This is a genomic window from Candidatus Eremiobacteraceae bacterium (genome assembly GCA_035710745.1).
Lineage (GTDB): Bacteria > Vulcanimicrobiota > Vulcanimicrobiia > Eremiobacterales > Eremiobacteraceae > JANWLL01.
Genome location: DASTCX010000004.1, coordinates 215,886 through 241,337 on the forward strand (window position 1 = coordinate 215,886; position 25,452 = coordinate 241,337).

Sequence of the window (25,452 nt, forward strand, 5' to 3'; positions counted from 1 at the left end):
TCGGAAGGTGCGCCAAAACCTGAGACTATCCCACCGGAAACGCTTTAGGAGCCGACGTCAAAGATGCCGACCACCACGTTCGCCCTCGCCGATTCGATGCGGCGTTTGGGTACGGAGAGCGCCTTCGTCGTATTGGCGCGCGCCCGCGCGCTCGAAGCGCAGGGCCGCAACATCATCCACCTCGAGATCGGCGAACCCGACTTCGACACACCCGAGCATGTGAAGAACGCGGGCATCGATTCGATCAAACATAACCGCACGCACTACTCGCCCGCGAGCGGCATCATGGAGCTGCGCGACGCGATCGCCAAGCACGTGACGAAGTCGCGCGGCGTGCCCGTGACTGCGGATCAAGTCGTGGTAAGTCCGGGGGCGAAGCCGATCATCGCGCTGACGCTGATGGCGCTGCTCAATCCGGGCGATGAAGTCGTCATCCCGGATCCCGCGTATCCGGCGTATCGGTCGATCGTCACGTACGTCAGCGCAGTGCCGGTGTCGGTGCCGCTTCTGGAGCGAAAGAACTTCCGGCTCGAGCTCGACGCGCTCGAAACCGCGATCACGCCACGGACGAAAGCCATCGTCATCAATTCCCCGCATAATCCGACCGGCGGCATCCTGACGCCCGATGACATCGCAGGCATCGCCGCGATCGCGAAACGTCACGACGTGCTGGTCATCACCGACGAGATCTACAACCGGCACTGTTACGACGCACCGTTCGCATCGTTTTTCGGCCTCGGCGGCATTCCGGATCAGACGATCCTCATCGACGGCTTCTCGAAGGCGTGGGCGATGACAGGCTGGCGGCTCGGCTTTGGCGTCTTCCCGAAATACATCGCCGATGCGGTCGGCGCGCTCATGCTCAACACGGTGTCGTGCACGGCGACGTTCGTGCAGGACGCCGGCATCGCGGCGCTGACAGGCGACGACAAGCCGGTGCAGGCGATGCGCGACGAGTTCTTGCGACGTCGCGACTTGCTCGTCGAAGGGCTCAATCAGATCCCGGGCGTCACGTGCAAGTTGCCGGGCGGCGCGTTCTACGTCTTCCCGAATTTCTCGGCGGTCGACTCTGACGATATCCGGCTTGCGGCGCACATCCTCGACGAAGGCAACGTGGCGGTGCTCGGCGGTTCGACGTTCGGCCCCAACGGTCGCGGCTTCATCCGCCTGTCGTACGCGAACTCGGAAGAGAACTTGCGCGAAGCGCTGTCGCGGATCCGCAAAGCGCTCGCTTCGTACCGCCGCGCCTGATCGTGCGGCCTATCGCACGGCCTTTCACGCGGCCCGTGTAGTAGGCCGAGCGAAGCTCGGCGACATGGGACGCTCTCGGCTCAAGGTCGTCATTCCAGGCGGCACCGGTTCTATAGGCACGGTGCTTGCTAAGCACTTCCATGAGGCCGGCGATGACGTTACTGTTATCGCGCGATCGACGGCTCGGAACGCGCGGTGGCGCACGGTCGTATGGGATGGTGGCACGCTTGGCGATTGGGCGCAGGCAATCGACGGCGCGGACGTCGTCATCAACCTCGCGGGTCGCAGCGTCAACTGCCGCTACACGCCGGAGAATCGGCGCATCATCATCGAGTCTCGAACGACGACGACTCGCCTCGTCGGCCAAGCCATCGCCGCGGCGAACAAGCGGCCACGCACTTGGATGAACGCGAGCACGGCGACGATCTATCGCCACGCGCTCGACCGGCCGCAGGACGAGAAGACCGGCGAGCTTGGCGGCGATGAACCAGGCGCACCGGCGAAGTGGAACTTCAGCATCGACGTCGCGACCGCGTGGGAGCGCGCATTTGTCGACGCTGCCGCCCCTGGTGTCCGCAAGATCATCCTCCGGTTGGCGATCGTCATGGAGCCTTACACGCATAGTACCCTCGCGCTGCTGAGCGGCTTGGTTCGCAAGGGCCTCGGCGGGGCGAATGGCAGCGGATCGCAGAGGGTGTCGTGGGTCCACGATGTCGACCTTGCGCGCACGATCGAATTCCTTATCGCTAGCGAGGACACCGACGGCATCATCAATGTCAGCTCGCCGAATCCCGTGCCCAACCGCGATTTCATGCGAGCACTGCGCGACGCAATGGGAGTTAAGATCGGACTACCCGCGACAGAGCCGATGCTTCGGGTCGGAGCGTTCCTAATGGGAAGCGAAACCGAGCTCGTCCTCAAGAGCCGCTGGGTGCTCCCGACGCGGCTGCTTGAATCCGGTTTCACCTTCACGTATCCGACATGGCCGGAAGCGGCGCGCGATCTCGTACGTCGTGCCCACACCGAGGCGTCGTAGGCCTCGCGCTACAGCCGGCTATACGCTCGTCGACGCAGATCGCGGATCGGCACCATTCCGAATCGTCTTGAGCTATATCGGTTGGGATCGGCCGGATCGACAACGATCGTGTCGGGCTGCACGAGCATCCTCCTAAGCCACCACACGAAGAACGTGAAGCACGCGCCGGCGCAAGTGACTTCCACGCCGAACGTGCGTCCGCTGTCGGGCCCGAATCGCCGTACCGCTTCGTAGGCGATGAGAACCGACAAGCTCGCGACGAACGCGTGGAACTCCAACATTCTCACCGATGGCTGTGAAATGCGGCGCACTTCGAGGCCGTCGTCTGTCCGGACGATCGTGATCTTCACGTCTCTGGTCGATTCAAGCTCGCGTCGCTCAGTCACGATGTCTCTTGCCGGTGCCCTCAGACCGAACGTGAAGAGCGCACGACCGACTTTGAGCGTGGGCATGATGCTTATGCGAGACCCATAGCTGATCGAACCTCCGCGAGAGTCCTGGTCGCGATCGAGCGCGCTTTTTTCGTCCCCTCGGCGATGATCTCGTCGACATAACCGGCTCTCGCTTCGATCTCGCGACGGCGCTCGCGGATCGGGGCGAGAAAGCGGTTGAGGTGCGCGGCCATATCGCCTTTGTTCTCGACGCATCCGAGCTGTCCGGCGCGGCAGCGATGCGCGATCGATTCGGCGTTCGGCCCGTTGACGATCTGCTGGAAGAAGAACACCGGACACGTCTCCGGATGGCCGGGGTCGGACTTTCGGACCTTTTCGGGATCCGTGAACATGTCTTTGACCTTCGCGATCGTCGCCGCGTCGTCGTCCGCGAGCATGAGCGCGTTGTCGTACGACTTGCTCATCTTGCGGCCGTCAGTTCCAGGCACGTACGGCGTCTCGGACAATATCGCTTCTGGTTCGACGAGCACCGCCCCGTAGAGATGATTGAAGCGGCGGACGATCTCACGGCACAGTTCGAGATGCGGCAGCTGGTCCTGGCCCACCGGTACGCCTTCGCCTTTGAAGGCGGCGATGTCGACCGTCTGCAGCACCGGATAGCCGAGAAAACCGTGCGTCGCGATCTCCGGACCGAGGGCATTGATCTGATCTTTGTACGTCGGCACCCGCTCGAGCCACGACACGGGCACGATCATCGACAGCAGCACCGCCAGCTCGCTTATCTCGGGGATGTGGGACTGCAGATAGATGGTGCACTTGCCGGGATCGAGTCCGGCGGCGAGCCAGTCGGTGACCATCTCGCGCACGTCGCCCGCGATCTCGCGGCTGCGTTCGAATTTCGTCGTCAGCGCGTGGAGATCGGCGATCTCGTAGAAGCAGTCGTTGCCTTCCGAAAGAGCGATGAACGTATTGAGCGCACCGAGTAGATGGCCGACGTGCATGCGGCCCGTCGGGCGCATGCCGGCCATGATGCGGCGCCTCTTCGCCGTCTTCGTCGCACGGAGCTGGACGACCAAAGTGCAAACTCTCCTTCGATGAACGCGCGGCTGGGTTTACACTGCGGCGCGGCCGACTCCCGCGGCGACGAACTGACGCCGCCCGCGGCCGAGCGGTCGCGCCGAAACCAGAGCCGCACGGACGAAACGCCGCGCGAACCGGACGGCGTCCGGCAGATCTGCGCCGCGAGCGAGCGCGACGGAGAGCGACGCTGCGAGCATGCACCCCGTGCCGCGCGCGTCGGCTCGAAGTCGCGCCGCGGCGAACCGCTCGACGCTGCCGTCGCGATGCGCGAGGACGTCGACGATGCGCGCGCCGGTGCGCAGGTGGCCTCCTGTTACCAGCACCGCACAGCCGTATCGCTTCGCCAGAAACGTTCCGGCGCGCTGCGCGTCAGCGACATCGACGACACGCATCGACGCGAGCGCCGCAGCCTCGGCAGCGTTCGGAGTCGCGATGTCTGCGACGCGAAGCAGTTTGCGCAGACCCTCGAGAGCGCGTGTGCTCTGAAGGCGCCCGCCCGTCGACGCGACCATCACTGGGTCGATGACGATGGGCGGCCGGTTCTTCAAACGGCGAAGCCGATCGGCGACCGCGATACACGCTTGCCGTCCGGGGATGAGGCCGACGCGGATCGCGTCTGGCCGCACCTGTTCCAGGATCACATCGAGCTGGGATACGATCGCAGCGCTCGGGGCTTTGAGCACGCCTCCGACCCGTCTGCTGTTCTGTGCCGTGATCCCCGCGACGACGTAAACGCCCCTAACCGCCCTCAGTCTAGAATAGACCGCCGCGTCGAGGAATAGGCCGGCCCCTGCGGTGGGGTCGGTACTACCGATGCTGCAAACCACGCTGGGCTTCAGGTTCCGGCCGCCTTTCGCACGCGCGTTCTCCACATATCCACAGGGCTTGTGGAAAACTCCCCCTTACGGCTGTGAGCTCGGTTTCGGGATCGGCAGCGAGGTGGACCCCGGCGAGGGGCTCCCGGTCGAGACCGGAGTGGGCGACGGCCCGGCGGTCTCGGCCTTGACGGGAGCGATGTTGTCGGGCACCTTCGCATCGACTGCCCGATATATGCCGGCGATCAGCGCGCGAAATGTCGCCAACCGGCCGGCGACGACGCTGCCCATCGGATCGCCGAGCGACTGGAACCAGACGCCCGACTCCGCGGCGACGAGCAGTGGCCGGACCTTCGGTTTGTCGATCGCCGAATCGCCGCCGGCAGCGGTACGTGCCGCGGCAAGGGCGCGCCATAGCGACGCCTGATCGACCGAGCCCATCCATAGCCCGAGCGACCCCGACTCCGCTGCGGCCGGATAACCGTATGCGCTCGCCGTCGCCGGATGCGCGTGGAGGAACTGCGCGGGCGTCGTCGGTGCGCCCGCGCTGCCCGCAGCGATCGTGCCGACGAATCGCTCGACGACTGATCGCGCGTCGGAGCGCTGCGACCACGGCCCCTCCGCATCGATCCGCAAGACAAGGATTGCCGAGGCGCCGCGAGCGTGTTGCGCCGCTTGACTCGCGACGGCGATGAGCTGTTGCGACATCGCACCGGTCGAACCGATCGCCGTCTGAACCGCCGCGCTTCCGTCCTCGCTCCAGAACAGCACCGGCAGGGTGACCTTGCGATCGACTGTGAGTGCGTACGCATGGAGCGATGAAGCAGCAGCCTCGTCCACACCGCTTTGCGAACCGCTGCCGCTACCGCGCACGACCCGATCGGAGAAAAGCGCGTAGGCGGCGCCGGCGCTCTTGATGATCGGACCGGTCGCATCATCGTACGCACCGAAAGGCGAATAGAACCCGACGCCGAGACCCGATGCGGGATGCGCGAATGCGGCCACCGCGCGCAGCGCGCCGGTCGTCACCTTTCCGGCATCGGTCCCAGCCGCGAGGTTGATGATGCGCGCGTCGGTGGCCGATGTGCCGCCCGCGTCGATGATGAGCGGCAGAACGGGTTCGTCGTCGGGAGTCGCCGCGATCTCAACGGCGCCCGACCGGACGTCGGCGCGCAGTTCATCCGCGACGGCCTTGTCCGCATCCGCGAGCGCTCGAAGGATCGCGGATGGCGGCGAAAACGACTCCGGCTGCGGCATGCCGGTCTCCGACAGGACGACGGCCGCGTCGGTCGCGGCGAAGTTCGAAAGATCTTGCGCCGAAAACGCGACCGACCGATCGCCTCGCGCGACGTTTGCGGCCGCGGTGGCGAACGTCAGATACTGCGATCCGGCGCGCGATCGCGCGATCGCGGACTCGAGCGGTCGGTGACGTGCGAGTATCACGAGCAGCGCGATCGGCTGCGCTGCGCTCGATGCGGCTGCGCCGCTCGGCGACCCGGAAAGCGCGGTGTCGCCCGCCGCCGCGCGATCGAGTGCGCTCAAGTACGCAGGCTCGATGGCGAACGTCAGGTGCGCGTGCGGGTGGCCGCGCAATGCGCGGATCGGCTCCCCGATCTCTTCCGGCGCTCGCAACGCGACGTCAGCCGCGGCGAGCGACTCGTCGTCAGAAGCGGGCGGAGCGACGCGGAAAACGATCGCCAGCGATGGCGTAGCGGACGCGGGCGCCGGCGGCGCGGGCTTCGCGGCGGCGATGAGGGCGGCTGTTGTTAGAGCGCAGATCACGTCTTTTGGGTCTCCTGAAAGCAAACGGACCGGTCGCCCGGCCCGGAGTTGCCCTGATGATAACGCGTCGCGGTCAGTTCGTGACCGAAACCCCGATCGTGCCGAGCGCGCCGTTGCTCGCGATCGCGTCGATATTCGCCGTCGTCTTGCCGAGCGTATTCGCCCAGACGCAGATCGTCGCCGTCTGCTCGCCCGCGTACGGATGCGTGAAGACGCAATCCGGTTCGAGCAGCACGACCGATTGCGGATTGCTCGAATCCCACTTGACCGGCACGGTGACGTTGTAGTTGGTGCTGTTGCCCGCCGACGGATGTGCGACGAAGAGGACGGTATGGCCGACGAGGAGTGGATACGGATTGACGGTCACGCCGCTGCTCGCGGTGATCGCGACCTGCGTCGGGTTGGTCGTGCCGGACTTGAGGTTGACGCCGAGACCGCCACACGCGGCGAGCGCCATGGAAGTCGCGGCCACGCCGACGACTGCGACGATGATGGAGCGGCGCCGCGATGCCTGCATCGATGTGCCTTTCAAAGCGCGTCTTGGGGCGCGTGCGGCTTCGTAGAGGCGTAAAACGAATCCTCCGGGACGCGTCTCTGCGCACGATCACCACGAGCGCAGATCGAGCGGACCGATCGTGACGAACGCCGGCTGTGACGCCCCGTCTGCGACCACCGGTCCGATGATTATCGTCGCCTTAAGGGCCGTATCCGTCCGCGACGGCAACGGGAAATTGATGTACCCGACTCCCTGGTGCATCGGATACACGCGGGCGCCCTCGAAGAACTGCTCGTCGTTGAGCGGGAAGTCCGCGGTGTTGATCGCCGCGACCGTCTTCCCTGCGATCGTCATCGTGCTGCGCGAGAGCGGCAACACTTGTACGGGCTTGGAGCCGAGATCGCGAAGCGTGCAATACACGCGGATGCGGCGGTCGAAGAACTCGATACGGTCGACGACGACGGTGATGCCGCCGCCCGACGCCTGCGCGCTTGGTGCGTACGACTTCCACGGCACATATATCTCTTTCACGCCCCACGTGCCGTTCGCGCGCAGCGCGAAATACGGCTCGGTGATTTGCGCCGTCGACGTCTTCTCGTTCGCGATGTCGTAGAACGACGCTGTTTGCGCGACGTCGACCTCGACGATCGCGGAGCTGCGCATCGTCACTTTCGCGATCGAAAACGAGACGATGCGATAGCGCGTCGCGGCGTAGTTCGAAGCGAAGTTTCGCGAATTGCCGAAATAGTGCTGCTGCGCCGGCGTCAAAAGGCGATAGGCCGTATCCGCATCGGGTTTCTCGAGCGCGGTGACGTAGCGCTTTACCGCATCGACGGCGCGTGGGTCCGGCGCCGGCGCGGCAGCCACTGCTCGCGCTGCTCCGAAGGCGCACGCAAGGCATGCGATAAACCCGGCGGCCGCAAGTGCCATGGTCCTCATCTCAGATATCCTGCGGGCACATGACGTCGACGATCCGGGTGAGATCCTCGTCGCCGACGTACTCGATCTCGATCGTGCCGCCGCCGGCGCGCGGCTTGATCGCGACGCGCGTCGCGAGCGCGAAGCGCAGGCGCGTTTCGACGGCGGCGAGCTCTGGCGATAGTTCTGCGTGCGAGGCTCTGACCGGCGCGCGAGCGGTGGCTTTCTTCTTTGCAGGCGATGCCGCAGCTGCGAGCCGCTCGACTTCGCGAACGCTCAGGCCCTGTCCGATCGCCGTTCGTGCGATCGCCTCCGCTCGAGCCGCAGGGAGCGCGGCGAGCGCCCTGGCGTGACCCGCGCTCAACCGTCCGTCACGCACCATCGCCTGGACCGCGTCGGGGAGCGACAGGAGGCGCAGCGCGTTCGTGAGCGTCGGGCGAGCTTTGCCGAGGCGCGTGCAGAGCGCGTCTTGCGTGAATCCGTAATCGTCGAGCAGCTGTCGATAGCCGCTCGCCTCTTCGATCGGATTGAGATCTTCGCGTTGAAGATTCTCCAGCAAGGCGAGCTCGAGCGCCTGCGGATCGTCGGCTTCGCGGACGAGCGCGGGTATTTGGCGCAATCCGGCGAGCTTGCCCGCGCGCCAGCGCCGTTCGCCGGCGATGATCTCGTAACGCTCGGCTCCGCTAGCGCGGACGAGTATCGGCGACAGCACGCCGTTCGAGCGGATCGATTGCGAAAGCGCGTCGAGCTCCGTCTCGTCGAAAGCGCGCCTCGGCTGGTGCGGATTCGCGACGATCGATTCGACGTCGAGCATCGCGACGCGCCGCTCGTCGGGAGCCGTCTTCGCCTGCGGCGTCTGCGCTGCGCCGGCGTTCGGGAAAAACGCGCCGAGGCCGCGGCCGAGTCCTCGCTGCTTGCTCACCGTTTTGAAACCTCCTCGGCGAGCGCGGCGTACGCCACGGCGCCTTTGCTTTTCGGATCGAACCGCGCGATCGGGGCGCCGAACGATGGCGCTTCCGAAAGACGGACGTTGCGCGGGATGCGCGTGTCGAAGACGAGTCCGGGGAAGTAGCGTATCACCTCGTCAACGACCTGGACCGCGAGATTCGTGCGGCCGTCGTACATCGTTATGAGGACGCCGAGGATCGCGATGCCCGGATTGAGGTGCGTGCGCACGAGGTCGATGACGTGCGTCAATTGGCCGAGTCCCTCGAGCGCGTAGTACTCGGCCTGGATCGGGATGACGAGGGCATCCGCGGCGGCGAGACCGTTGAGCGTCAAGAGGCCGAGCGACGGCGGGCAGTCGATGACGATGCGGTCGAACTTCTCGCGGACCGGTTCGAGCGCGGCGCGCAACCGCTGCTCGCGCGAGAGCGCCGCGACGAGCTCGACTTCCGCGCCGGCGAGATTGAGGGTCGCGGGCGCGACCCAAAGCCGCTCGACCGCCGTATGCTGCGCGACCTCATCGATCGTCGCCGACTTGAGCAGCACATCGTAGATGCAGCGCTCGACCGCCTGTTTGTCGATGCCGACGCCGGTCGTCGCGTTGCCCTGCGGGTCGACGTCGACGAGGAGGACACGTTCGCCCATGTCGGCGAGCGCCGCGCTTAAGTTCACTGCGGTCGTCGTCTTGCCGACGCCGCCTTTCTGATTCGCGACCGCGATGACGCGTCGCTGCGCAGTCATTTGGGACCCGCCTTGAAGTAATCGCGGACGATCGCGCGCAGCGTCGCCGCTTCGTTGCGGCTCGGATCGTCGAGGACTTGCTCCAGGCAATGCGCGAGCGCTTTGCCGACGCGTTGATCGCCGGCGAAATCCGGGCCGACGATCCCGAGTTCCTTCATCACCTCGATCACGTCCGCGCCGCCGATCGCGAGGTCCTTGATGCCGAACGGAGGCCTTCTCTCGACCTCGTCGCGTACGCGGCGCTCGAAGCGCGCCTGCTCCTCGGCATCGCGCGGCGCGAGACCGCTCGCGCGGACGTCGGCGTGGCGCACCTTGAATTGATCGTCGACGAGCTCCGGACGGATCCGTCTGATGAAGCGCCGGATCGCGGCGTCCGTGAGGCTGTCGTCGGTCGGATACATGTGGTTCGCGATGAGCCGGCAGACGCGGTCGACGTCATCGCTCGCGAATCGCAGCCGCAAGAGCGCTGTGCGCGCCATCTCCTCGCCGACCTGCTCGTGCCGGTAGAAATGCGGACCCTCTTTCGTGCGCGGTTTGCCGACGTCGTGGAGCAGCGCGGCGAGCCGCACCACGAGATCGCGCGGCCGCGCGTCTTGTTCGGCGAAATCGCAGCATTCGAGGCTGTGGTAGTATACCGTGTGCGCGTGGAACTCGTTCTGTTCGATCTGCCAGCCTTCCATGAGCTCGGGCAAGATGTGGTGCAGCGCGCTCACTTCGCGGAGCAGCTCGAATCCGATGCTCGGACGTGGCGCTTTTACGAGCAATTTCGTCAGTTCGTCGGCGACGCGTTCAGGTGCGACCGTCGGGATCAGATCCGACGCCGAACGCATCGCGTCGAGCGTCGACGGCGTTGCGGTCACGCCGAAGCGCGCGGAGAGCTGTGCGCCGCGCAGAACGCGAAGCGGATCTTCGATGAACGCGACCCGCGTCAGCGCGTCGAGACGCGCGTTCACGAGGTCGTCGCGGCCGCCGAAAGGATCGATGATCGTGCCGGTACGCAAATCGCGCGCCATCATGTTCATCCGAAAATCGCGGCGCGCGAGGTCGTCTTCGATCGCGATATCCGGCCCGAACTTCACATCGAAGTCGCGATGATGCGTGCCCGTCGATCGTTCGCTTCTCGGCAGCGCGATATCGACGATCTCGCCGTGCGTCGCGAGCTTGATGACGCCGAACGATGCGCCGACGAAGTCTGCAGGACCAAGCGGTTTCAACGCCGCGATGATGGCATCGACCGAGAGACCGGTGATGAGATAGTCGAGATTCGGTTCGTCGTCGAGATTCGGACGACCGAGTTCACGGAGCACCTCATCGCGCACGCGTCCACCGACCGCGAAGACGCCGCCATCGGGCAAAACCCGAAGAATGGCAGCGTCTATTTCGTCATGCGGGACGTTATGCGGGACACGTTCCACGTGGAACTATTCAATGCTCATAAGGGCTGTTTCGACGGCACCTTTGCTCGACGAGGGTAGTCGCTCGGTGTAGGCTTCTTCTTCTCAAACCACCAGCCGTGGCGGACGCTCTGCAAGTACGGAACCTCGACAGCTTTGGCCTCCACGAGTGCGCCGCCAAGCAGATCCGCGATCCCAAGCTCGTGCTCATTAGGTGCCTGCTGGCGCCCGACATAAAGCAATACCTTGCCGCGACGCTTCAACAAGGGTATTGCAAGTTCGAGTGCGGTCGCGGGCGCGGCAACGGCGCGAACGGTGACAATGTCCGCCGACTCGCGCAGATCTGACCTCCCTGCAGTTTCCGCCATCACCTTGCGAGCGGTCGCATCCTTTAGCGAGAGCCGGCCGATGATGCGCGTGAGAAAGTCAGCTCGCTTAGCCCGCGGTTCGAGCATGGTGGTCGATACCGACGCGAACGCCATCGCAATTGGAACCGCAGGAAAGCCGGCGCCGCTGCCGATGTCGATCAGCTGGCCGCTCATCGATCGTCCAGCCAGCGGAGCGAGACTATCGAGTAAGTGCGTAGCAATGAGGTCAACGATCGAAGATGCACCAACCAGATTCGTCTCGGCGTTCGCCCCGAGTACGAGCCCCGCAAAGTCGAGTAGCCGCTGAGGAAGAAGTTCGTCGACGAATCCGAGGATCTTGAGGCCGTCGCGAAGGTTTGATTCGGCCTCAGTCATGCGCCGCTGCGGGAACCTTCCGCTTTGCGGATTTCACCTGGTGGATAAATATGGCGAGAACCGACGTATCGGCCGGCGTGATGCCCGGTATGCGTCCGGCTTGTCCGAGTGTCGACGGCCGTTGCGCCGACCACTTCTCGCGCGCTTCGCGTGAGAGCCCCCGACACGAGTCGTAGTCGAATCCGTCCGGTATCGCGACGTGCTCCGCCTTCGAGAGCCGCTCGACCTCGACGGCCTGTCGTCTGATATAGCCGTCGTACTTGATCTCAATCGCGGCGCGCTCGCCGATCGAGTCCGCGTCATCATCTCCCGGGAAAAGGTCGCGGTATTCTATCTCGGGTCGCCGGAGCAGATCGGCGTACGTCGCGCCGTTTTGTGCGGTAAGGCGCCCGCACTCATCGCGCGTCGCTCGCGTCGATGCGAGATGGTCGCGTCGCCGCCCGAGCGCATCCATCCGCGCACAAAACCTCTCGTACGACTCGTCGTCAACGAGCCCGGCGGCACGTCCGACCGGCGTCAATCGCTCGTCCGCATTGTCGTGGCGCAGGAGCAGTCGATGCTCGGCGCGCGAGGTCAGCATCCGATACGGCTCCGCCGCGCCCTGCGTGATGAGGTCGTCGACGAGCGTGCCGATATACGACGTCGAGCGGTCGAAGATGACCGGATCCTTGCCTTGCGCGCGGCGCGCCGCGTTCATCCCAGCGACGATCCCTTGCGCCGCCGCTTCTTCGTAGCCCGACGTGCCGTTCACCTGACCGGCGTGGAAAAGGCCTGGAATTCTGCGCGTTTCAAGCGTCGCGCGCAGCTCGCGCGGGTCGACGAAGTCGTACTCGACGGCATATCCTGCGCGCAACATCTCCGCCGATTCGAGGCCCGACAGCGAATGCAACATGTCGAGCTGCACTTCCGCCGGCAGCGACGTCGAGAAGCCGCCGACATAAATCGACTCCGTCTCCCACCCCTCAGGCTCGAGAAAGATCTGATGGCTCGGGTTGTGCGAGAACTTCATGACTTTGTCTTCGATGGACGGACAATATCGGGGACCGGTGCCCTCGATGACGCCTAGCCCGTACATCGGCGAGCGATGAAGGTTCTCGCGGATTAGCTCGTGCGTGCGCGTATTCGTGTGCGTGATGTGGCACGACAGCTGCGGACCGGGGAACGCGCGCGTCGTTCGATAGGAGAAGGAGAGTGGCACGGCGCTCGGCTTTTGCTCTTCGACTCGCGACCAATCGATGCTACGCCGATCGGCGCGCGGCGGCGTTCCTGTCTTCAATCGCCCGGTCGTAAAGCCGAGGCGCCGCAAGCTCGCGGAAAGACCGATCGTCGGCGCTTCGCCCAGCCGGCCTCCGGGTGTCACCGACTCGCCCGCGAAGAGCTTTCCGCCCATAAACGTCCCGGAATTGACGACAACTTGCCTGGCAGCGATCTTTGTCCCGCTCTGCAAACCAACGCCGGCTATTCCGCTGCTATCCGCGATCAGCTCGAAAACCAGGTCCTCGATGACCGTCAGACCGCGTTGCGCCTCGACCGCGCTGCGCATCCGCACCGAGTACGCACGCTTATCGGCCTGCGACCTGAGCGCTCGAACAGCAGGCCCGCGGCTCTCGTTCAGCCAGCGCGTGTGGAGATACGTGTGGTCGATGCAGACGCCCATCTCGCCGCCGAGCGCATCGATTTCGCGGACGAGCTGCCCTTTCGCGGGTCCGCCGATCGACGGGTTGCACGGCATGTGGCCGATGGTGTCGAGATTGCCGGTGACGAGCAGCGTCGGCACGCCGATACGCGCGGATGCCAAAGCCGCCTCGCAGCCCGAGTGGCCTCCGCCGATGACGATGACGCCGAAATCGCTTCGCACCCGCGCTCGTTCGCGCGAGCGCGCGGCGCGTCATGCTCGATGCGCTACTTGCCGACGCAAAAGCGCGAGAAGATGCCGTCGAGCACGTCGGCCGTCACCGTCTCGCCCGTCACTTCGCCGTAGGCGCCGACGGCAGCACGTAGATCGGCAGCGAGCAGATCGACCGGATAGCCGCCGTCGATCGTCTCCAGCGCGTGTCCGAGCGATGCCGACGCGCGCGCAAGCGCCTCCGCTTGCCGCAAACTCGCAACAAGCGCCGCATTCCCGTCGATGACGCCGCCGCCCCAACCGACGCGAGCGATCGCCGCACGAACGCGCGCGACGCAGGCCGCATCGCGCACGCTGCCGGCGATGAGGTCGTCGTCCGCGTCTTGCGAGCTCGCCAGCAACGTCCGCAATTCGCGCGCGCCGGCATCGCCGAGATCCGCCTTGTTCGCCAGCACGATGCGCGGCGGCGCACTCGTCGCTTCCAGTGCGGCGCGTTCATCTTGCCCGAGCGGTCGCGAACCATCGATGACGAGAAGCACGAGCTCCGCTCTTGCGATCGCGGCTCGAGCGCGTTCGACGCCGAGCCCTTCGATGACGTCCATCGTCGCGCGCAGGCCGGCCGTGTCGCGCAAACGCAAGACGACGCCATCGACTGCGACGCGGTCCTCGATCACGTCGCGGGTCGTGCCGGGGATGTCCGAGACGATCGCCCGTTCCGCTTCGAGCAGCGCGTTGAGCAGCGACGATTTGCCCGCGTTCGGCGGACCCGCGATGACGCAATCGAGACCGTCGCGCAGCGCCTGCGCGGCCCCGGCGCCGGCGAGCAATTCTCCGACGAGCGCGCGCTGCGCGCGCAACGTCGAGTCGATTCGCGCGGCATCGGGCGCTTCGACTTCGTCCGGATAGTCGACGTGCGCTTCGATCTCGACGAGCACGGCGAGCAGTCGATCGCGCAGTTCTCGAAGCCGGCGACCGACCGCGCCTTCGAGCCGCATTGCTGCCGCCTTCGCCGCGAGCCGGCTCTCGGCACCGATGAGATCGGCGACGGCTTCGGCCTGCGCAAGATCGAGTCGTCCGTTGACGAACGCTCGGCGCGTGAACTCGCCCGCTTCTGCGGCGCGTGCACCGCTCGTGTAGAGCGCTAGAAGAACGGAGCCGACGACGCCGGCCCCGCCATGGACGTGCAATTCGACGACGTCTTCGCCCGTGTACGAATTCGGCGCTGGAAAGGCGACGGCCAAAGCGTCATCGATGCGCGATCCCGAGCGCGGATCGCGAACCCAACCGCGCCGCATGAGCGACCCTCGCCAACGTCCGGGATGCGATGGCTCGAAGCATGCGTCTACGATCGCAAGCGCGCGCGGGCCGGACATGCGAACGATCGCAACGGCCGCGACGCCCGGCGGCGTTGCGACGGCGGCGATCGTGTCGCTATCCACGCTTAGTCGATGTACTCGTCATCCTCGGCGGACGCCGGGCGTCTGCCGCCTCGCGGCATGATGACGACGCGGCGCGTGTTTCCCTGACCGGTGCTCTCGGTCTCGAGCTCGCGATGGTTCGCAAGCGTCAGGTGGACGATGCGCCGCTCGGCCGGTGGCATCGGATCGAGTTCGATCGAGACACCTTCGCGAAGCGCGCGTCCGGCGCAGCGCTGCGCGAGATTGCGCAGCGTCGCGGTGCGGCGCGCCCGATAACCTTCGATGTCGACGGCGAAGAAGAGATCGCGAAACTCCGCTTTGTGCATGACCGCATTCGTCACCGCCGAGAGCGCGTCGAGCGTCGCGCCGTGCTTGCCGATGAGCAATCCGAGCTCGTCGTCGCGTTCATCATCACGCTCGTAACGGCGCGGATCCGACGGCGCGCGGACGCCTCTGATGTCGATGACGATCTGCCGGCCGTCGCGAGCCGGCTGGACGCCGCCGAACGACAGGCGCGCGGGCAGACCGAAGACGCGGATGAGCCCGGCGAGAAAATCGCGTGCGTCCTTGAACGGCGCGCGTAGATCCGGTGGGCACTCGACGTGTCGCGGCGGGCGAGCGCGATAGCCGCGATCGTCGCGAGCACCGAAACCTCTGCCGCCATCCGAGCGACGGCCCGGGCCGCCGCGGTCGCCGCGATCGCCGTAGGGGCGCCGCGCGGCGCCGCCTCGATTGTTGCCGTAACCGTATCCGTTCATGTCGTCCTCGTCAGTCGCGGTCGCGTGGCTCGCGCCCGCTCGGGTCGTTGGTTATCCTCGTCCGCCGCCGGCGTCGGGCGTGAGCTACTTCGTCGCCGGTTTGCTCGCAGACGTCGCCGCGATCTGGCCGTTCGACGCCGGCCCGACTTTCTTCACCTTCGTGCCGCACGCGGCGCAGCGCGAACCTTTCTGGATCGTCAGCAGTTCTTTGCAATTCGGGCAGTGGAGCGGATAGCCGGCGAGCGTCGCGGCGGTTTCTTGCGGCGGCGCCGGGATCTTCGACGGCGCGCGCATCGCGAAGAAGCGCAACGCCGTCGTGAAGACGTTGAGACCGAGCCAGTAAAGGACGAACCCCGATATGAATCTTTGCCCGATGAAGAGCATCATGACGGGCATCATGTAGCTCATGAGCTTCTGCTGCTGCTGCTGCATCGGATCCGACGACGGCATCGACGTCATCTGGAACGAGAAGAACATCGAGATGGCGTAGAAGACCGTCAGGATCTTGTCGGGCGCGGCGAGGCTCGCGGCGAAGATCGGTCCGCCGAACATGCCCATCCAGGCCGGCAGCGAGGGCGAATGCTGTGCGAATGCGCTGCCGATCCAAAGCCAGCCGGCGTGCGAGAACACCGCTTGATGCTGGTTGATCGCTTGGTAGATGCCCCACAGGACGGGCAGTTGGATCAACGTCGGAAGACAGCCGCCGAACGGGTTGATGTTGTGCTCGCGGAACAGCTTCATCTGTTCTTCGGCGAGCTTTTGACGGTCGTTCTTGTAGCGATCCTGGAGCCGCTTCACGTACGGCTGGATCGCTTGCATCTCGCGGAACGACCGGAACTGCGTCAGATAGAGCGGCAGCATGCCGAGCGTCGCGGCGAGCGCAAGCAATATCATCGACCAGCCGTAGTTGTGGGCGATGTGCGCGTAGATGAAGTCGAGGACGACCGAGATCGCGCTCGCGATGCCCGCGATGATGTCGGTGAACCAGTTGTCCGCGAACAGCGCGGTGATGCCTAGGGTCGAGATCAACAGCAAGATTCGGTCGCTTTTCTATGTCAAAGGATGACGACGTCTAGGGGACGGGGTCGTGACCGCCGGGGTGCCACGGGCCACACCGGCCGAGCCGTTTCGCGGCCATGACGCTGCCGCGCGCCGCCCCGTATTTGGCGATCGCCTGCGCAGCGTATTCGGAACATGATGGGCTGAAGCGGCACGTGCCGACGGGCAACGACGGCGAGACGAAGCGCTGATACGTACGGATGGCGGCGATGCACACCTGCGCAGCCGTCATGCGCGAGCCCCGCGCGATTTACCGGCGCCGCGCATCGCGTTCGACAATTGATGCCGCAGGTCGGCGAATCGCGTTTGCGCGGCGGCCGGTTTGCAGGTGACGACGAACCAGCGCACGTCGTCGGGCGCGACCACCGTCTCGAGGATCGCTTTGCAGCGGCGCCTGATCCGGTTGCGCACGACCGCCTTGCCGACTTTGCGGGTCACGATGACACCGACTTTCGGCGCGCCAGCCGCCTTGGCCGGCGGCGAAAAGGCATGGACGGTCAAGACCGGCGCCGACGCGGAAGCGCCGCGCCGCATGGTCGTCGCGAATTCTCGCCGCCCACGTAGGCTCACGTACGGACGCATCGCCGCCGTTACGGTCAATCGGGAGTGAGGCGTTTGCGGCCCTTGCGGCGACGCGACGCGAGTACGCGCCGGCCGTTCTGGGTCGACATACGCTTGCGGAATCCGTGCGTGCGCTTGCGGCGCCTGTTGTGCGGTTGATAGGTGCGTTTCACGGGATCTGTTCTGTCGCTCCGATTTCGGAAGCGCCCGGTTTTCGCAGTTGCGAGGGCGCATTACAAAGGGAATGCCGCCTCCGCGGCGGCAAAGCGTGAAAGGTCGGGTGGTGCTTGGCGTCTGTCGCGCCGTTTTCCGTCAACGCGGTCGCAGCCGACGCGAACACCGCGCAAGCCTCGTCGACTTTTCCCAATGTCCTTTGGAAAGGGACGGCCTACGATTGCCGGCTGAGGCCTCGCTGTGGTGGACAAGCGGTGCATGGAGCGCCGGATGGTCCTGGTCGCCGATCGCCCTCAAAGTCAATAGCGACAAGCGTTTGCGCTCGCGCGAACGGTCTCGGGAGTCTGTTATTCACACCTGTGGAGAAGCCTGTGGATAGAGAAGCGGCGGGTCGCAAACGCCCATAGGGTGAGGCTTTGCGCATTTTCTGGCAGGCGATGCATTACTTGATCATCCGAGCTCGAACGGCTCTCGCCGATCGACGCCGTCGCGAGATCGAAAAGCGCAATCGCTTGCACGGCATGCGGTTGCGCTCATCGAGCGAAAATCTATCCACATCGCTCGCACGACCGCTGTGGATTTGTGCACAAGAAAAATCGCGCAATCCCAACAGGAATAAGCTTTTCCGCCCCCTAAAGCGCGCGACCCGCCGAACGTCAACGCAAAGAACTCGGCCGGTTTTCTCTTCGCGATACGAGGCATGACAGGATGGACACTGCGACCGTCGTCGACACGAACGAAGGGTTCTTGTGGCAGAATTGCCTTGCACAATTGGAGGGCAAACTGACGACGCCGGTCTTCGAGTCTTGGATAAAGCCGATCCGAGTGCACCGGTTGACGAGCGACGAGATCACGCTCATGGTGCCGACGCCCTTCCATAAAGAGTGGGCCGAGAACCGTCTCAAGACGACCATCGTCGGCACGCTCACCGAGCTGCTCGGATCGCCCATCAACATCCGCTTCATGATCGACCCCGACGCCCCCGCCGCAGAGCCGCGCCCGGGGCTTCCGGATCGCAACGGCACCGCCTTCGCTCCGGTCGACGACTTCCGGCAGACCGGCCTCAACGGCAGGTACACGTTCGAGCAGTTCGTCGTCGGCGCCACGAACCGGTTCGCCCACGCGGCGGCCCAAGCGGTCGCGGACGCGCCGGCGCGCGCTTACAACCCCCTTTTCATCTATGGTGCGGTCGGCCTCGGGAAGACGCATCTCATGCACGCGATCGGCCACCGCGTGCTCAAGTTCGATCCGCGCGCTCGCGTCGTGTACGTGTCGTCCGAGACGTTCACGAACGAGTTCATCACGGCCATCAAGAACAACCAGACGGTCGAGTTCCGCAATCGCTATCGGACGGTCGACGTGCTCCTCATCGACGACATCCAGTTCCTCGAAGGCAAGGAGCAGACCCAAGAAGAGTTCTTCCATACGTTCAACACGCTGCACGAAGCGTCGAAGCAGCTCGTCATCTCGAGCGACCGTCCGCCCAAGGACATCCAGACGCTCGAGAACCGACTGCGGTCGCGATTCGAGTGGGGGCTGCTGACGGACATCCAGTCGCCCGACCTTGAGACCCGCGAAGCGATCTTGCGCAAGAAGGCCGAGAGTGACGGCATCGACGTGGCGCACGAGGTGACGTCGTACATCGCAAAGATCATCCCGTCGAACATCCGCCAGCTCGAGGGCGCGCTCATCAAGCTGACCGCCTATGCGTCGCTTTATAAGAAAGCGCTCACGGTCGAGCTCGCCACCGACGTGCTGCGCAACGAGATCAACGAAGTGCCGCTGCGCAAAGTCACGATCTCGCTCATCAAAGAGAAGGTGGCCCGCTTCCACGGCATCACGCTCAAGGAGCTCGAGGGTCAGCGCCGCGATCAGCGCTTGACGGTGCCGCGTCAAATAGCGATGTACCTCGCATGCGACCTCACGAACGCGTCGCTGCCCCAGATCGCCCGCGAATTCGGCAAGAAAGACCACACGACGGTCATGTATGCGCGCGACAAGGTGAAGGAGCAGATGGAGCGCGACCCCGAGTTCCGGAGCAAAGTCCGCTCGGTTCTCGCGACCATCACGCAAGACGGCTAACCCCGACCGTCTGCGACCATCCCGTGGATGGATTGAGGATGGTGTGGACGGTTTTGTCTGCTTTTCGCTCGCGCGAGGCGACCTGTGGTAGACGTGGATGGATCGGCCGCTGCCTCCACAACGATCCCGATGCCGCAAGCCCATGTGCCGATTGACCGACAGCGCTATTCCACGCAATCCACCGCTCTAGTGTGACGATGACGGATCATCTATATTCTATTCCTAGGGAAGACGATGGACCGATGACTGTGGACGACATCGAGTTCAGTGCGATAGGCGAGACAAGCGGGCGCGGCGAAAAGCGGGCGCCACTACCGACGACCGATGCGGGCGTAAAGGGACATCGATGAGATTCACGTGCAACAGCAAGGACATAGCCGGCGCCGTCGCGGCGGCGAGCAAGGTCGTCAATGCCCACACGACCATGCCGATCCTCGGCAATGTCTTGCTGACCGCGAAGGCCGGCCGCGTCAGCGTCCGCGCGACCGATCTCGAGTTGACGCTTGAGAACGGCTTCCCGGCGAGCGTTTCCGAAGAAGGCCAATGCACGGTGCAAGCCCGCCTGTTCTCGGGCTACCTGGCGAACTTGCCGGCCGCCGAGCTGGAGATGCAGGGCACGCCGACGCGCGCGACGCTCAAATGCGAGCGCTCGAACTACGAGTTCTTCGCCTTGCCGGCCGACGAATATCCGCCGCTGCCGGAAGGCAAGCTCGGCGATCAGTTCCGCGTCGACGCGAAAGCGTTTCGCGAGGCGGCGTCCGCGGTGACGTTCGCGGCGAGCGGTGAAGAGGCGCGCGGCGCCGTCCTGATGGGCACGCTGCTCGAGATCGAGGGTCAGACGATCACGCTCGTCGCGACCGACGGCTACCGGCTCGCGCGTTTCGAGCTCCCGCTCTCCGAACCGTCGAAGACGTCCGCGCGGCTCATCGTGCCGGCGCGGGCGCTCGCCGAGGTGATGCGCGTCGCGAGCGGCGGCGTCATCGAAGCGACCGTGCTCGGCGGACAAGCGAATCAGCTCGTCTTCAACACGGGCGACGTCAAAGTCATCGCACGTCTCGTCGATGGTCAGTACCCGAATTATCCGCAAGTGATCCCGAAAGAGTTCGACCGGAAGATCACCGCGAGCACGGCGCGCCTGCTCGCGAGCTTGCGCCGCGCTGAAGTCGTCGCCGGCGATCGCGCGAGCATGGTGAAGATCGCAGCCGAGGGGACGAGCCTCGTCATCACCGCAAGCTCGGACACGGCCGGCAACGCGTACGAAGAGCTCGACGTCGAGCGCACGGGTGATCCGATCACGATCGCCTTCAACGCGAAGTATCTCGCCGAGATACTCAATCACGTCGACGCGGAGACCGTGACGCTCGAGTTCGTCGGCCCGCTGCAGCCGACGGCGATCAAGCCGCAAAGCGGCGAGCGCGCGAACAGGCAGCTCTACATCCTCATGCCGCTGCGGCAATGAGCTCGTGCGCGTTCTCGCACTCGAACTGACCGCCTTTCGGAACTACGCCGCCCTCCGCTTCGAGCCGCCGGAGGGCGCGTGCATCTTCGTCGGCCAAAACGCGCAGGGGAAGTCGAATCTGCTCGAAGCCCTCGCGTTGTTATCGACCGGCAAATCGTTTCGGACTTCTCGTGAAGCCGATCTGATCAGCAGCGGCGCGCCGGCAGCGTCGGTGAGCGCACGCGTCCGCACGCGTCACGGCGAGGTCGTCGCGCAGTGCGTGATCTCGCGCGCCGGTGAGGGCGCGCGCAAGCGTTTCTTCCGGCAAGGCCGCGCCGTCCGCTACGGCGATTTCCTCGGCGGCGTCAATGCGGTGACGTTCATGCCGTACGACTTGCAGCTCGTCGGCGGCCCGGCCGCACTGCGGCGGCGCCTCGTCAACACCGCGCTCTCGCAAAGCAGCAAGCGATACTATCACGACCTTGCGGTCTATGCGAAGATCCTCGCGCAGAAAAACGCACTGCTCCGTGCGCCCACGGTCGATCGCGCGCTGCTCGACACGTACGACGATCAACTCGCTCCGGTCGGCGCACGGCTCGTCGCCGAGCGCGCATCGTACGTCCGTCGCCTCGGCGCGGATGCGAGCGAGGTCCACGCGCGCTGGGTCGGCGTGTCGCCGGCGCTCGCCATCCGTTACGAGCCGGCGCCGCCGATCGCTGACGAAGCGCCCGCTGCGATCGAGACCGGTCTGCGCACCGCGTTCGCACGCATGCGGCCTGCCGAAATTGCGCGCCGCGGCTCGCTCGTCGGTCCACATCGCGACGACGTCTCGCTCTCGCTCGACGGAGAAGCGCTCTCGCGCTTCGGTTCGCAAGGACAACAACGCACCGCCGTCCTCGCGCTCAAGGCCGCCGAATACGCGCTTCTACAGCGCGCCACCGGTGAAGCACCGCTTCTGTTGCTCGACGATGTTCTTTCCGAGCTCGACGATGATCGGCGACGCGCCTTTCTCGAATCGATCGGATCGTTCGATCAAGCGTTCATCACGGCGACCGATCCGCCCGATATGCCTGCGGGCGTGTCAGCCTCGCTCATCTCCGTCGTCTCAGGCGCTCTCCGTCTCGCGAGTCCGCTCGCATCGTGAATCGCTCGTATCGTCTCGCCGCTCGGGCGCCGCTCGCGCGGCGACGCGGCGGAAGTCGGGAAATACTTGCCTTCCGCCGCTCGGTTCCGGCGGCTTTCGCCGCCTTCAACGCCCCGCTTAGAGCGACACCCCTCGCGGCGAGACATTCGCGCGATGGCGATTTCGACTTGCGATGCGTGTCGGGGTGGCCGAAAGTCGCGGCGACGGAGGCGGCGAGAGCCGCCGGAGCCGAGCGCCGAGATGCAAGTCTGCCCCGAATCTCGGCGCGTCCGCGCATCGGCCACCCCGACACGCATCAGATGAGAGCGGATCGACGATGAAGGGGCCGAGGCCGCTCAATGTGATCTTGGAAAGGTGGGAGCCCGGCGAGCTACGCACCGATGAAGCATCTGCCGTCGGCGCGGTTTGGGCCGAAGCGGTAGGCGAAGATGTCGCGCGGCGAACGCGATCGGGCCGGCTGCGCGAGGGCGTGCTCACCGTGTACACGGCGGGCAGTACGTGGAGCCATCAGCTGACGTTTTTGGCGCCGTCGATCATCGCCGAGCTCAACGCGCGATGTCCGGGAGCGCATGTCAAACGCCTTCGTTTTGTCGTCGCCGCCGGTCGCATGAAGGCGATGCTCGATGGGCTCCTCCGCACGCCTAAAGCGAGGGCCGCACAGGTCGACGCGGCAGCGGGCGCGGTTGACGAAGCGACCGACGGCGCGGAAGACGTCGTACGCCGGCTTCGCAGACGGCAACAGGCGCTCGATCGGCGCCGCCAGCGCGACGGATGGACGCGTTGCTCGTCATGCAGCAATTGGAAACCGCCGAGCGATGCGGCGCAAGCGTGCGCGGTCTGCACGGCGGCAGCGCAGCGCGCCGCGGACGGGCGGATAGAACGCGTGCTCGTCAGCGCACCGTGGCTGCGAGCGGACGACGTCGCATCGCACGTCGAAGATGGGGATGCCGAGTCGATCGAACGAGTGCGCCGCCGTCTGCTCGCGCGCTGGGATGAGCAGATATTCGCGATGCGCGCGCGGCTGCGGCGACATGCGCTGCTCGCCGCCGATCGCGTGCTCGCGTGGAGCTATCTCATGTTGCGCAGCGGCACGCAACAACATCTCATCGGTCGCGCAGTCGTCGCCGACGCGCTCGGCGATGATTGGGCCGATGCGCTTTGCGGCCCGCGTGCGACGTCCGAAAGAGAGGCTCCGGGCGCGCCGGTAAAGAAACGACATAAGACGAACGCACGCGCCCTCACGGTGCGTGACACTGCCTCACGAGGACCCTTTGGCGACTAAGGACGTAGCGACTACCCCGAGCGGCGATGAGTACGATGCCCGATCCATCAAGGTCCTCAAGGGCCTCGAAGGCGTGCGCAAACGCCCGGGTATGTACGTCGGCGATACGAGTACCCGCGGGCTCCACCAGATAGCATTCGAAGCCGTCGACAACGCGGTCGACGAAGCGCTCGCCGGCTACTGCAGCAACATCGACGTCACCATTCACGCCGACGGCTCGCTGAGCGTCGTCGACGACGGGCGCGGCATTCCGGTCGACGATCTGCCGAGCGAGGGGAAACCCGCGGTCGAAGTCGTCATGACCGTGCTCCACGCGGGCGGCAAGTTCGACCAGCTCGGCTATAAAGTCTCGGGCGGCCTTCACGGCGTCGGCATCTCGGTGACGAACGCCCTCTCTGAGTGGATGATCACGCGCGTCAAGCGCGACGAGAAGCTCTACGAGATGAAGTTCGCGCGCGGCGTCGCGACGTCGAAGCTCAAGGTCATCGGCGCGGCCGAGGGCTCGGGCACCTCGCAGCACTTCAAACCCGACCCGCAGGTCTTCTCGACGCTCGAATGGTCGCTCGACATCCTTCAGCAGCGTTTGCGCGAGCTCGCGTTCCTCAATCGCGGGTTGCGGATCAACCTCATCGACGAGCGCGTCGACAAGAAGCAGTCGTTCTGTTACGAGGGCGGCATCAAGAGCTTCGTCGAGCACCTCAACAAGAACAAGGAGCCGCTCCACGAGGTCCGCTACGTTACCGGCGAACGCTCGAATATCCAAGTCGAAGTGGCCTTCCAATACAATGACGGCTACATCGAAAATGTCTTCGCGTATGCGAACAACATCCATACGGTCGACGGCGGCACGCATCTGTCCGGCTTCCGGCGTGCGCTGACGCGCGTCATCAATAACTATGCGAAGAAGTCGGGGATGCTCAAGGACTCCGACGGCACCCTGACCGGCGATGACGTCCGCGAAGGTCTTACCGCGGTCATCTCCGTCAAGATCCCGAACCCTGAGTTCGAAGGGCAGACGAAAGCGAAGCTCGGCAGCACCGAAGCGGAGCGCGTCGTCAGCGAGATCGTCGGCGAAGCGATCGGCTACTATCTCGAGGAAAATCCGGGGCCTGCGCGGCGCATCGTCGATAAGTGCGTCACCGCGGCGCGCGCGCGCGACGCGGCGCGCAAGGCACGCGACCTCACGCGGCGCAAGAACGCGCTCGACGGCGGGTCGCTCCCCGGTAAGCTCGCCGACTGCTCCGAGCGCGATCCGTCGAAGAGCGAGCTCTTCCTCGTCGAAGGCGAGTCGGCCGGCGGCAGCGCGAAGCTCGGCCGCGATCGGCATTTCCAAGCGATCTTGCCGCTCAAAGGCAAGATACTCAACGTCGAAAAGGCGCGGCTCGATCGCATCGTCAGCCACGAAGAGATCCGCACCCTCATCACCGCGCTCGGCACGGGCTTTGACGCCGACTTCGACGTCTCGAAGCTGCGCTATCATCGCGTCTACATCATGACCGATGCCGACGTCGACGGATCGCACATCCGCACGCTGCTGCTGACGTTCTTCTTCCGCTACATGCCGAAGCTCATCGAAGAGGGGCATCTCTTCATCGCGCAGCCGCCGCTCTATCAGGTGAAGAAGGGCAAGAAGCTCATCTACTGCTATCGCGAGGAAGAGCGGGATGCGGCGATAGCCCAGGTCGGCGACGGCTACTCGATCCAGCAGTACAAGGGCCTTGGCGAGATGGATCCGGAGCAGCTGTGGGAGACGACGATGGATCCCGAGCGCCGGCTCGTCCGCAAGGTGCTGCTCGACGACACGGTGGCGGCCGACGAGACCTTCACCATCCTCATGGGCGAGAAAGTCGAGCCGCGCAAGCTGTTCATCGCTGAAAACGCGCGCGAGGTGCAGAACCTCGATGTTTGACGCAACGCGCTCCTCCTCGGCGGCCGTGTAGCGGTCGACCTTTAGGTCGACCGATAACCCTACGTATGAACCTGAACCTCGACATATGATCGAGGGCGGGAAACCCGCCCGGCGTGTGCAGCGTTACATTATGTAAGGGCACGCCGGGTCCGCGGCTACGCGCCCTCGAGCGCGACCGGGTTTGCAGC

General features: G+C 65.2%; 24 protein-coding genes. 7 read left to right on the forward strand and 17 right to left on the reverse strand.

All coding sequences use genetic code 11. From position 1 onward, the window contains the following. Positions 1 to 63 precede the first annotated feature (63 nt). Both VFO25_02120 and VFO25_02125 read left to right on the forward strand, forming a co-directional pair. Positions 64 to 1,251: a pyridoxal phosphate-dependent aminotransferase gene (locus VFO25_02120; GenBank protein HET9341697.1), complete on the forward strand. Its 1,188-nt coding sequence runs from the start codon at positions 64 to 66 to the stop codon at positions 1,249 to 1,251. Between the two features lie 64 nt (positions 1,252 to 1,315). Next, positions 1,316 to 2,287 carry a TIGR01777 family oxidoreductase gene (locus VFO25_02125; GenBank protein HET9341698.1) on the forward strand — a complete coding sequence of 324 codons (972 nt, stop codon included), beginning with the start codon at positions 1,316 to 1,318 and terminating at the stop codon, positions 2,285 to 2,287. An 8-nt stretch (positions 2,288 to 2,295) separates the two neighbouring features. On the opposite strand, the gene VFO25_02130 is transcribed toward VFO25_02125, so the two are convergent. From VFO25_02130 to rpmH, 17 genes are all read right to left on the reverse strand, one after another. Further along, positions 2,296 to 2,637 (reverse strand): hypothetical protein, encoded by a 342-nt coding sequence (locus tag VFO25_02130; protein HET9341699.1) that lies wholly within the window; start codon positions 2,635 to 2,637, stop codon positions 2,296 to 2,298. 107 nt (positions 2,638 to 2,744) lie between these two features. After that, positions 2,745 to 3,755 carry a tryptophan--tRNA ligase gene (trpS, locus tag VFO25_02135; GenBank protein ID HET9341700.1) on the reverse strand — a complete coding sequence of 337 codons (1,011 nt, stop codon included), beginning with the start codon at positions 3,753 to 3,755 and terminating at the stop codon, positions 2,745 to 2,747. A 36-nt stretch (positions 3,756 to 3,791) separates the two neighbouring features. Further along, on the reverse strand, positions 3,792 to 4,586 hold the full coding sequence (locus VFO25_02140; GenBank protein HET9341701.1) for a hydroxymethylpyrimidine/phosphomethylpyrimidine kinase: 795 nt from the start codon (positions 4,584 to 4,586) through the stop codon (positions 3,792 to 3,794). A 75-nt stretch (positions 4,587 to 4,661) separates the two neighbouring features. Next, entirely contained in the window at positions 4,662 to 6,356 is a 1,695-nt protein-coding gene (locus tag VFO25_02145) for a hypothetical protein (protein HET9341702.1), read from the reverse strand. A gap of 73 nt (positions 6,357 to 6,429) precedes the next feature. After that, entirely contained in the window at positions 6,430 to 6,873 is a 444-nt protein-coding gene (locus tag VFO25_02150) for a hypothetical protein (GenBank protein HET9341703.1), read from the reverse strand. 87 nt (positions 6,874 to 6,960) lie between these two features. Then, positions 6,961 to 7,782: a hypothetical protein gene (locus VFO25_02155; protein ID HET9341704.1), complete on the reverse strand. Its 822-nt coding sequence runs from the start codon at positions 7,780 to 7,782 to the stop codon at positions 6,961 to 6,963. 10 nt (positions 7,783 to 7,792) lie between these two features. After that, positions 7,793 to 8,692 carry a ParB/RepB/Spo0J family partition protein gene (locus tag VFO25_02160; protein ID HET9341705.1) on the reverse strand — a complete coding sequence of 300 codons (900 nt, stop codon included), beginning with the start codon at positions 8,690 to 8,692 and terminating at the stop codon, positions 7,793 to 7,795. Continuing rightward, positions 8,689 to 9,456, reverse strand: a complete 768-nt coding sequence (locus VFO25_02165) for an AAA family ATPase (GenBank protein HET9341706.1) — start codon at positions 9,454 to 9,456, stop codon at positions 8,689 to 8,691. The genes VFO25_02160 and VFO25_02165 overlap by 4 nt, the downstream gene beginning before the upstream one ends. Then, positions 9,453 to 10,871 carry an HD domain-containing protein gene (locus VFO25_02170; protein HET9341707.1) on the reverse strand — a complete coding sequence of 473 codons (1,419 nt, stop codon included), beginning with the start codon at positions 10,869 to 10,871 and terminating at the stop codon, positions 9,453 to 9,455. The genes VFO25_02165 and VFO25_02170 overlap by 4 nt, the downstream gene beginning before the upstream one ends. 17 nt (positions 10,872 to 10,888) lie before the next feature. Then, entirely contained in the window at positions 10,889 to 11,593 is a 705-nt protein-coding gene (gene rsmG / locus VFO25_02175) for a 16S rRNA (guanine(527)-N(7))-methyltransferase RsmG (protein HET9341708.1), read from the reverse strand. Then, positions 11,586 to 13,451: a tRNA uridine-5-carboxymethylaminomethyl(34) synthesis enzyme MnmG gene (gene mnmG, locus VFO25_02180; GenBank protein HET9341709.1), complete on the reverse strand. Its 1,866-nt coding sequence runs from the start codon at positions 13,449 to 13,451 to the stop codon at positions 11,586 to 11,588. Before mnmG ends, rsmG begins: the two co-directional genes overlap by 8 nt. Positions 13,452 to 13,495: 44 nt before the next feature. Beyond that, positions 13,496 to 14,878 carry a tRNA uridine-5-carboxymethylaminomethyl(34) synthesis GTPase MnmE gene (gene mnmE, locus VFO25_02185; GenBank protein ID HET9341710.1) on the reverse strand — a complete coding sequence of 461 codons (1,383 nt, stop codon included), beginning with the start codon at positions 14,876 to 14,878 and terminating at the stop codon, positions 13,496 to 13,498. A 2-nt stretch (positions 14,879 to 14,880) separates the two neighbouring features. Next, positions 14,881 to 15,615 carry a R3H domain-containing nucleic acid-binding protein gene (locus tag VFO25_02190; protein ID HET9341711.1) on the reverse strand — a complete coding sequence of 245 codons (735 nt, stop codon included), beginning with the start codon at positions 15,613 to 15,615 and terminating at the stop codon, positions 14,881 to 14,883. Between the two features lie 84 nt (positions 15,616 to 15,699). Next, the gene (locus tag VFO25_02195) at positions 15,700 to 16,644 is read right to left on the reverse strand and encodes a membrane protein insertase YidC (GenBank protein ID HET9341712.1); all 945 of its coding nucleotides are present in this window, start codon (positions 16,642 to 16,644) and stop codon (positions 15,700 to 15,702) included. Between the two features lie 43 nt (positions 16,645 to 16,687). Beyond that, positions 16,688 to 16,906 (reverse strand): membrane protein insertion efficiency factor YidD, encoded by a 219-nt coding sequence (gene yidD / locus VFO25_02200; GenBank protein ID HET9341713.1) that lies wholly within the window; start codon positions 16,904 to 16,906, stop codon positions 16,688 to 16,690. Next, positions 16,903 to 17,256 (reverse strand): ribonuclease P protein component, encoded by a 354-nt coding sequence (gene rnpA / locus VFO25_02205; GenBank protein ID HET9341714.1) that lies wholly within the window; start codon positions 17,254 to 17,256, stop codon positions 16,903 to 16,905. The genes yidD and rnpA overlap by 4 nt, the downstream gene beginning before the upstream one ends. A 14-nt stretch (positions 17,257 to 17,270) precedes the next feature. After that, entirely contained in the window at positions 17,271 to 17,408 is a 138-nt protein-coding gene (gene rpmH, locus VFO25_02210; protein HET9341715.1) for a 50S ribosomal protein L34, read from the reverse strand. 709 nt (positions 17,409 to 18,117) lie between these two features. Between rpmH and dnaA the strand changes: the two genes are divergently transcribed. The 5 genes from dnaA to gyrB all read left to right on the forward strand — a co-directional run bounded on the left by dnaA (position 18,118) and on the right by gyrB (position 25,264). Continuing rightward, the gene (dnaA, locus tag VFO25_02215; GenBank protein ID HET9341716.1) at positions 18,118 to 19,491 is read left to right on the forward strand and encodes a chromosomal replication initiator protein DnaA; all 1,374 of its coding nucleotides are present in this window, start codon (positions 18,118 to 18,120) and stop codon (positions 19,489 to 19,491) included. 346 nt (positions 19,492 to 19,837) lie between these two features. Then, on the forward strand, positions 19,838 to 20,950 hold the full coding sequence (gene dnaN, locus VFO25_02220) for a DNA polymerase III subunit beta (GenBank protein HET9341717.1): 1,113 nt from the start codon (positions 19,838 to 19,840) through the stop codon (positions 20,948 to 20,950). 4 nt (positions 20,951 to 20,954) lie between these two features. Further along, positions 20,955 to 22,073: a DNA replication/repair protein RecF gene (recF, locus tag VFO25_02225; protein HET9341718.1), complete on the forward strand. Its 1,119-nt coding sequence runs from the start codon at positions 20,955 to 20,957 to the stop codon at positions 22,071 to 22,073. Positions 22,074 to 22,389: 316 nt separating this feature from the next. Continuing rightward, complete coding sequence (locus VFO25_02230) at positions 22,390 to 23,355, forward strand: DUF721 domain-containing protein (protein ID HET9341719.1); 966 nt, start codon at positions 22,390 to 22,392, stop codon at positions 23,353 to 23,355. Further along, a complete protein-coding gene (gene gyrB, locus VFO25_02235; GenBank protein HET9341720.1) occupies positions 23,345 to 25,264 on the forward strand; it encodes a DNA topoisomerase (ATP-hydrolyzing) subunit B in 1,920 nt (639 codons plus the stop codon). The genes VFO25_02230 and gyrB overlap by 11 nt, the downstream gene beginning before the upstream one ends. The last annotated feature ends 188 nt before the right edge of the window (positions 25,265 to 25,452 follow it).

Excerpts from the sequence above, each read along its gene's own strand:
- VFO25_02120 (HET9341697.1), top strand. The coding sequence starts at position 64 with ATGCCGACCACCACGTTCGCCCTCGCCGATTCGATGCGGCGTTTGGGT.
- VFO25_02125 (HET9341698.1), top strand. The coding sequence starts at position 1,316 with ATGGGACGCTCTCGGCTCAAGGTCGTCATTCCAGGCGGCACCGGTTCT.
- VFO25_02150 (HET9341703.1), bottom strand. The coding sequence starts at position 6,873 with ATGCAGGCATCGCGGCGCCGCTCCATCATCGTCGCAGTCGTCGGCGTG.
- VFO25_02155 (HET9341704.1), bottom strand. The coding sequence starts at position 7,782 with ATGGCACTTGCGGCCGCCGGGTTTATCGCATGCCTTGCGTGCGCCTTC.
- VFO25_02165 (HET9341706.1), bottom strand. The coding sequence starts at position 9,456 with ATGACTGCGCAGCGACGCGTCATCGCGGTCGCGAATCAGAAAGGCGGC.
- rsmG (HET9341708.1), bottom strand. The coding sequence starts at position 11,593 with ATGACTGAGGCCGAATCAAACCTTCGCGACGGCCTCAAGATCCTCGGA.
- VFO25_02190 (HET9341711.1), bottom strand. The coding sequence starts at position 15,615 with ATGAACGGATACGGTTACGGCAACAATCGAGGCGGCGCCGCGCGGCGC.
- yidD (HET9341713.1), bottom strand. The coding sequence starts at position 16,906 with ATGACGGCTGCGCAGGTGTGCATCGCCGCCATCCGTACGTATCAGCGC.
- rnpA (HET9341714.1), bottom strand. The coding sequence starts at position 17,256 with ATGCGTCCGTACGTGAGCCTACGTGGGCGGCGAGAATTCGCGACGACC.
- dnaA (HET9341716.1), top strand. The coding sequence starts at position 18,118 with ATGGACACTGCGACCGTCGTCGACACGAACGAAGGGTTCTTGTGGCAG.
- dnaN (HET9341717.1), top strand. The coding sequence starts at position 19,838 with ATGAGATTCACGTGCAACAGCAAGGACATAGCCGGCGCCGTCGCGGCG.
- VFO25_02230 (HET9341719.1), top strand. The coding sequence starts at position 22,390 with ATGAAGGGGCCGAGGCCGCTCAATGTGATCTTGGAAAGGTGGGAGCCC.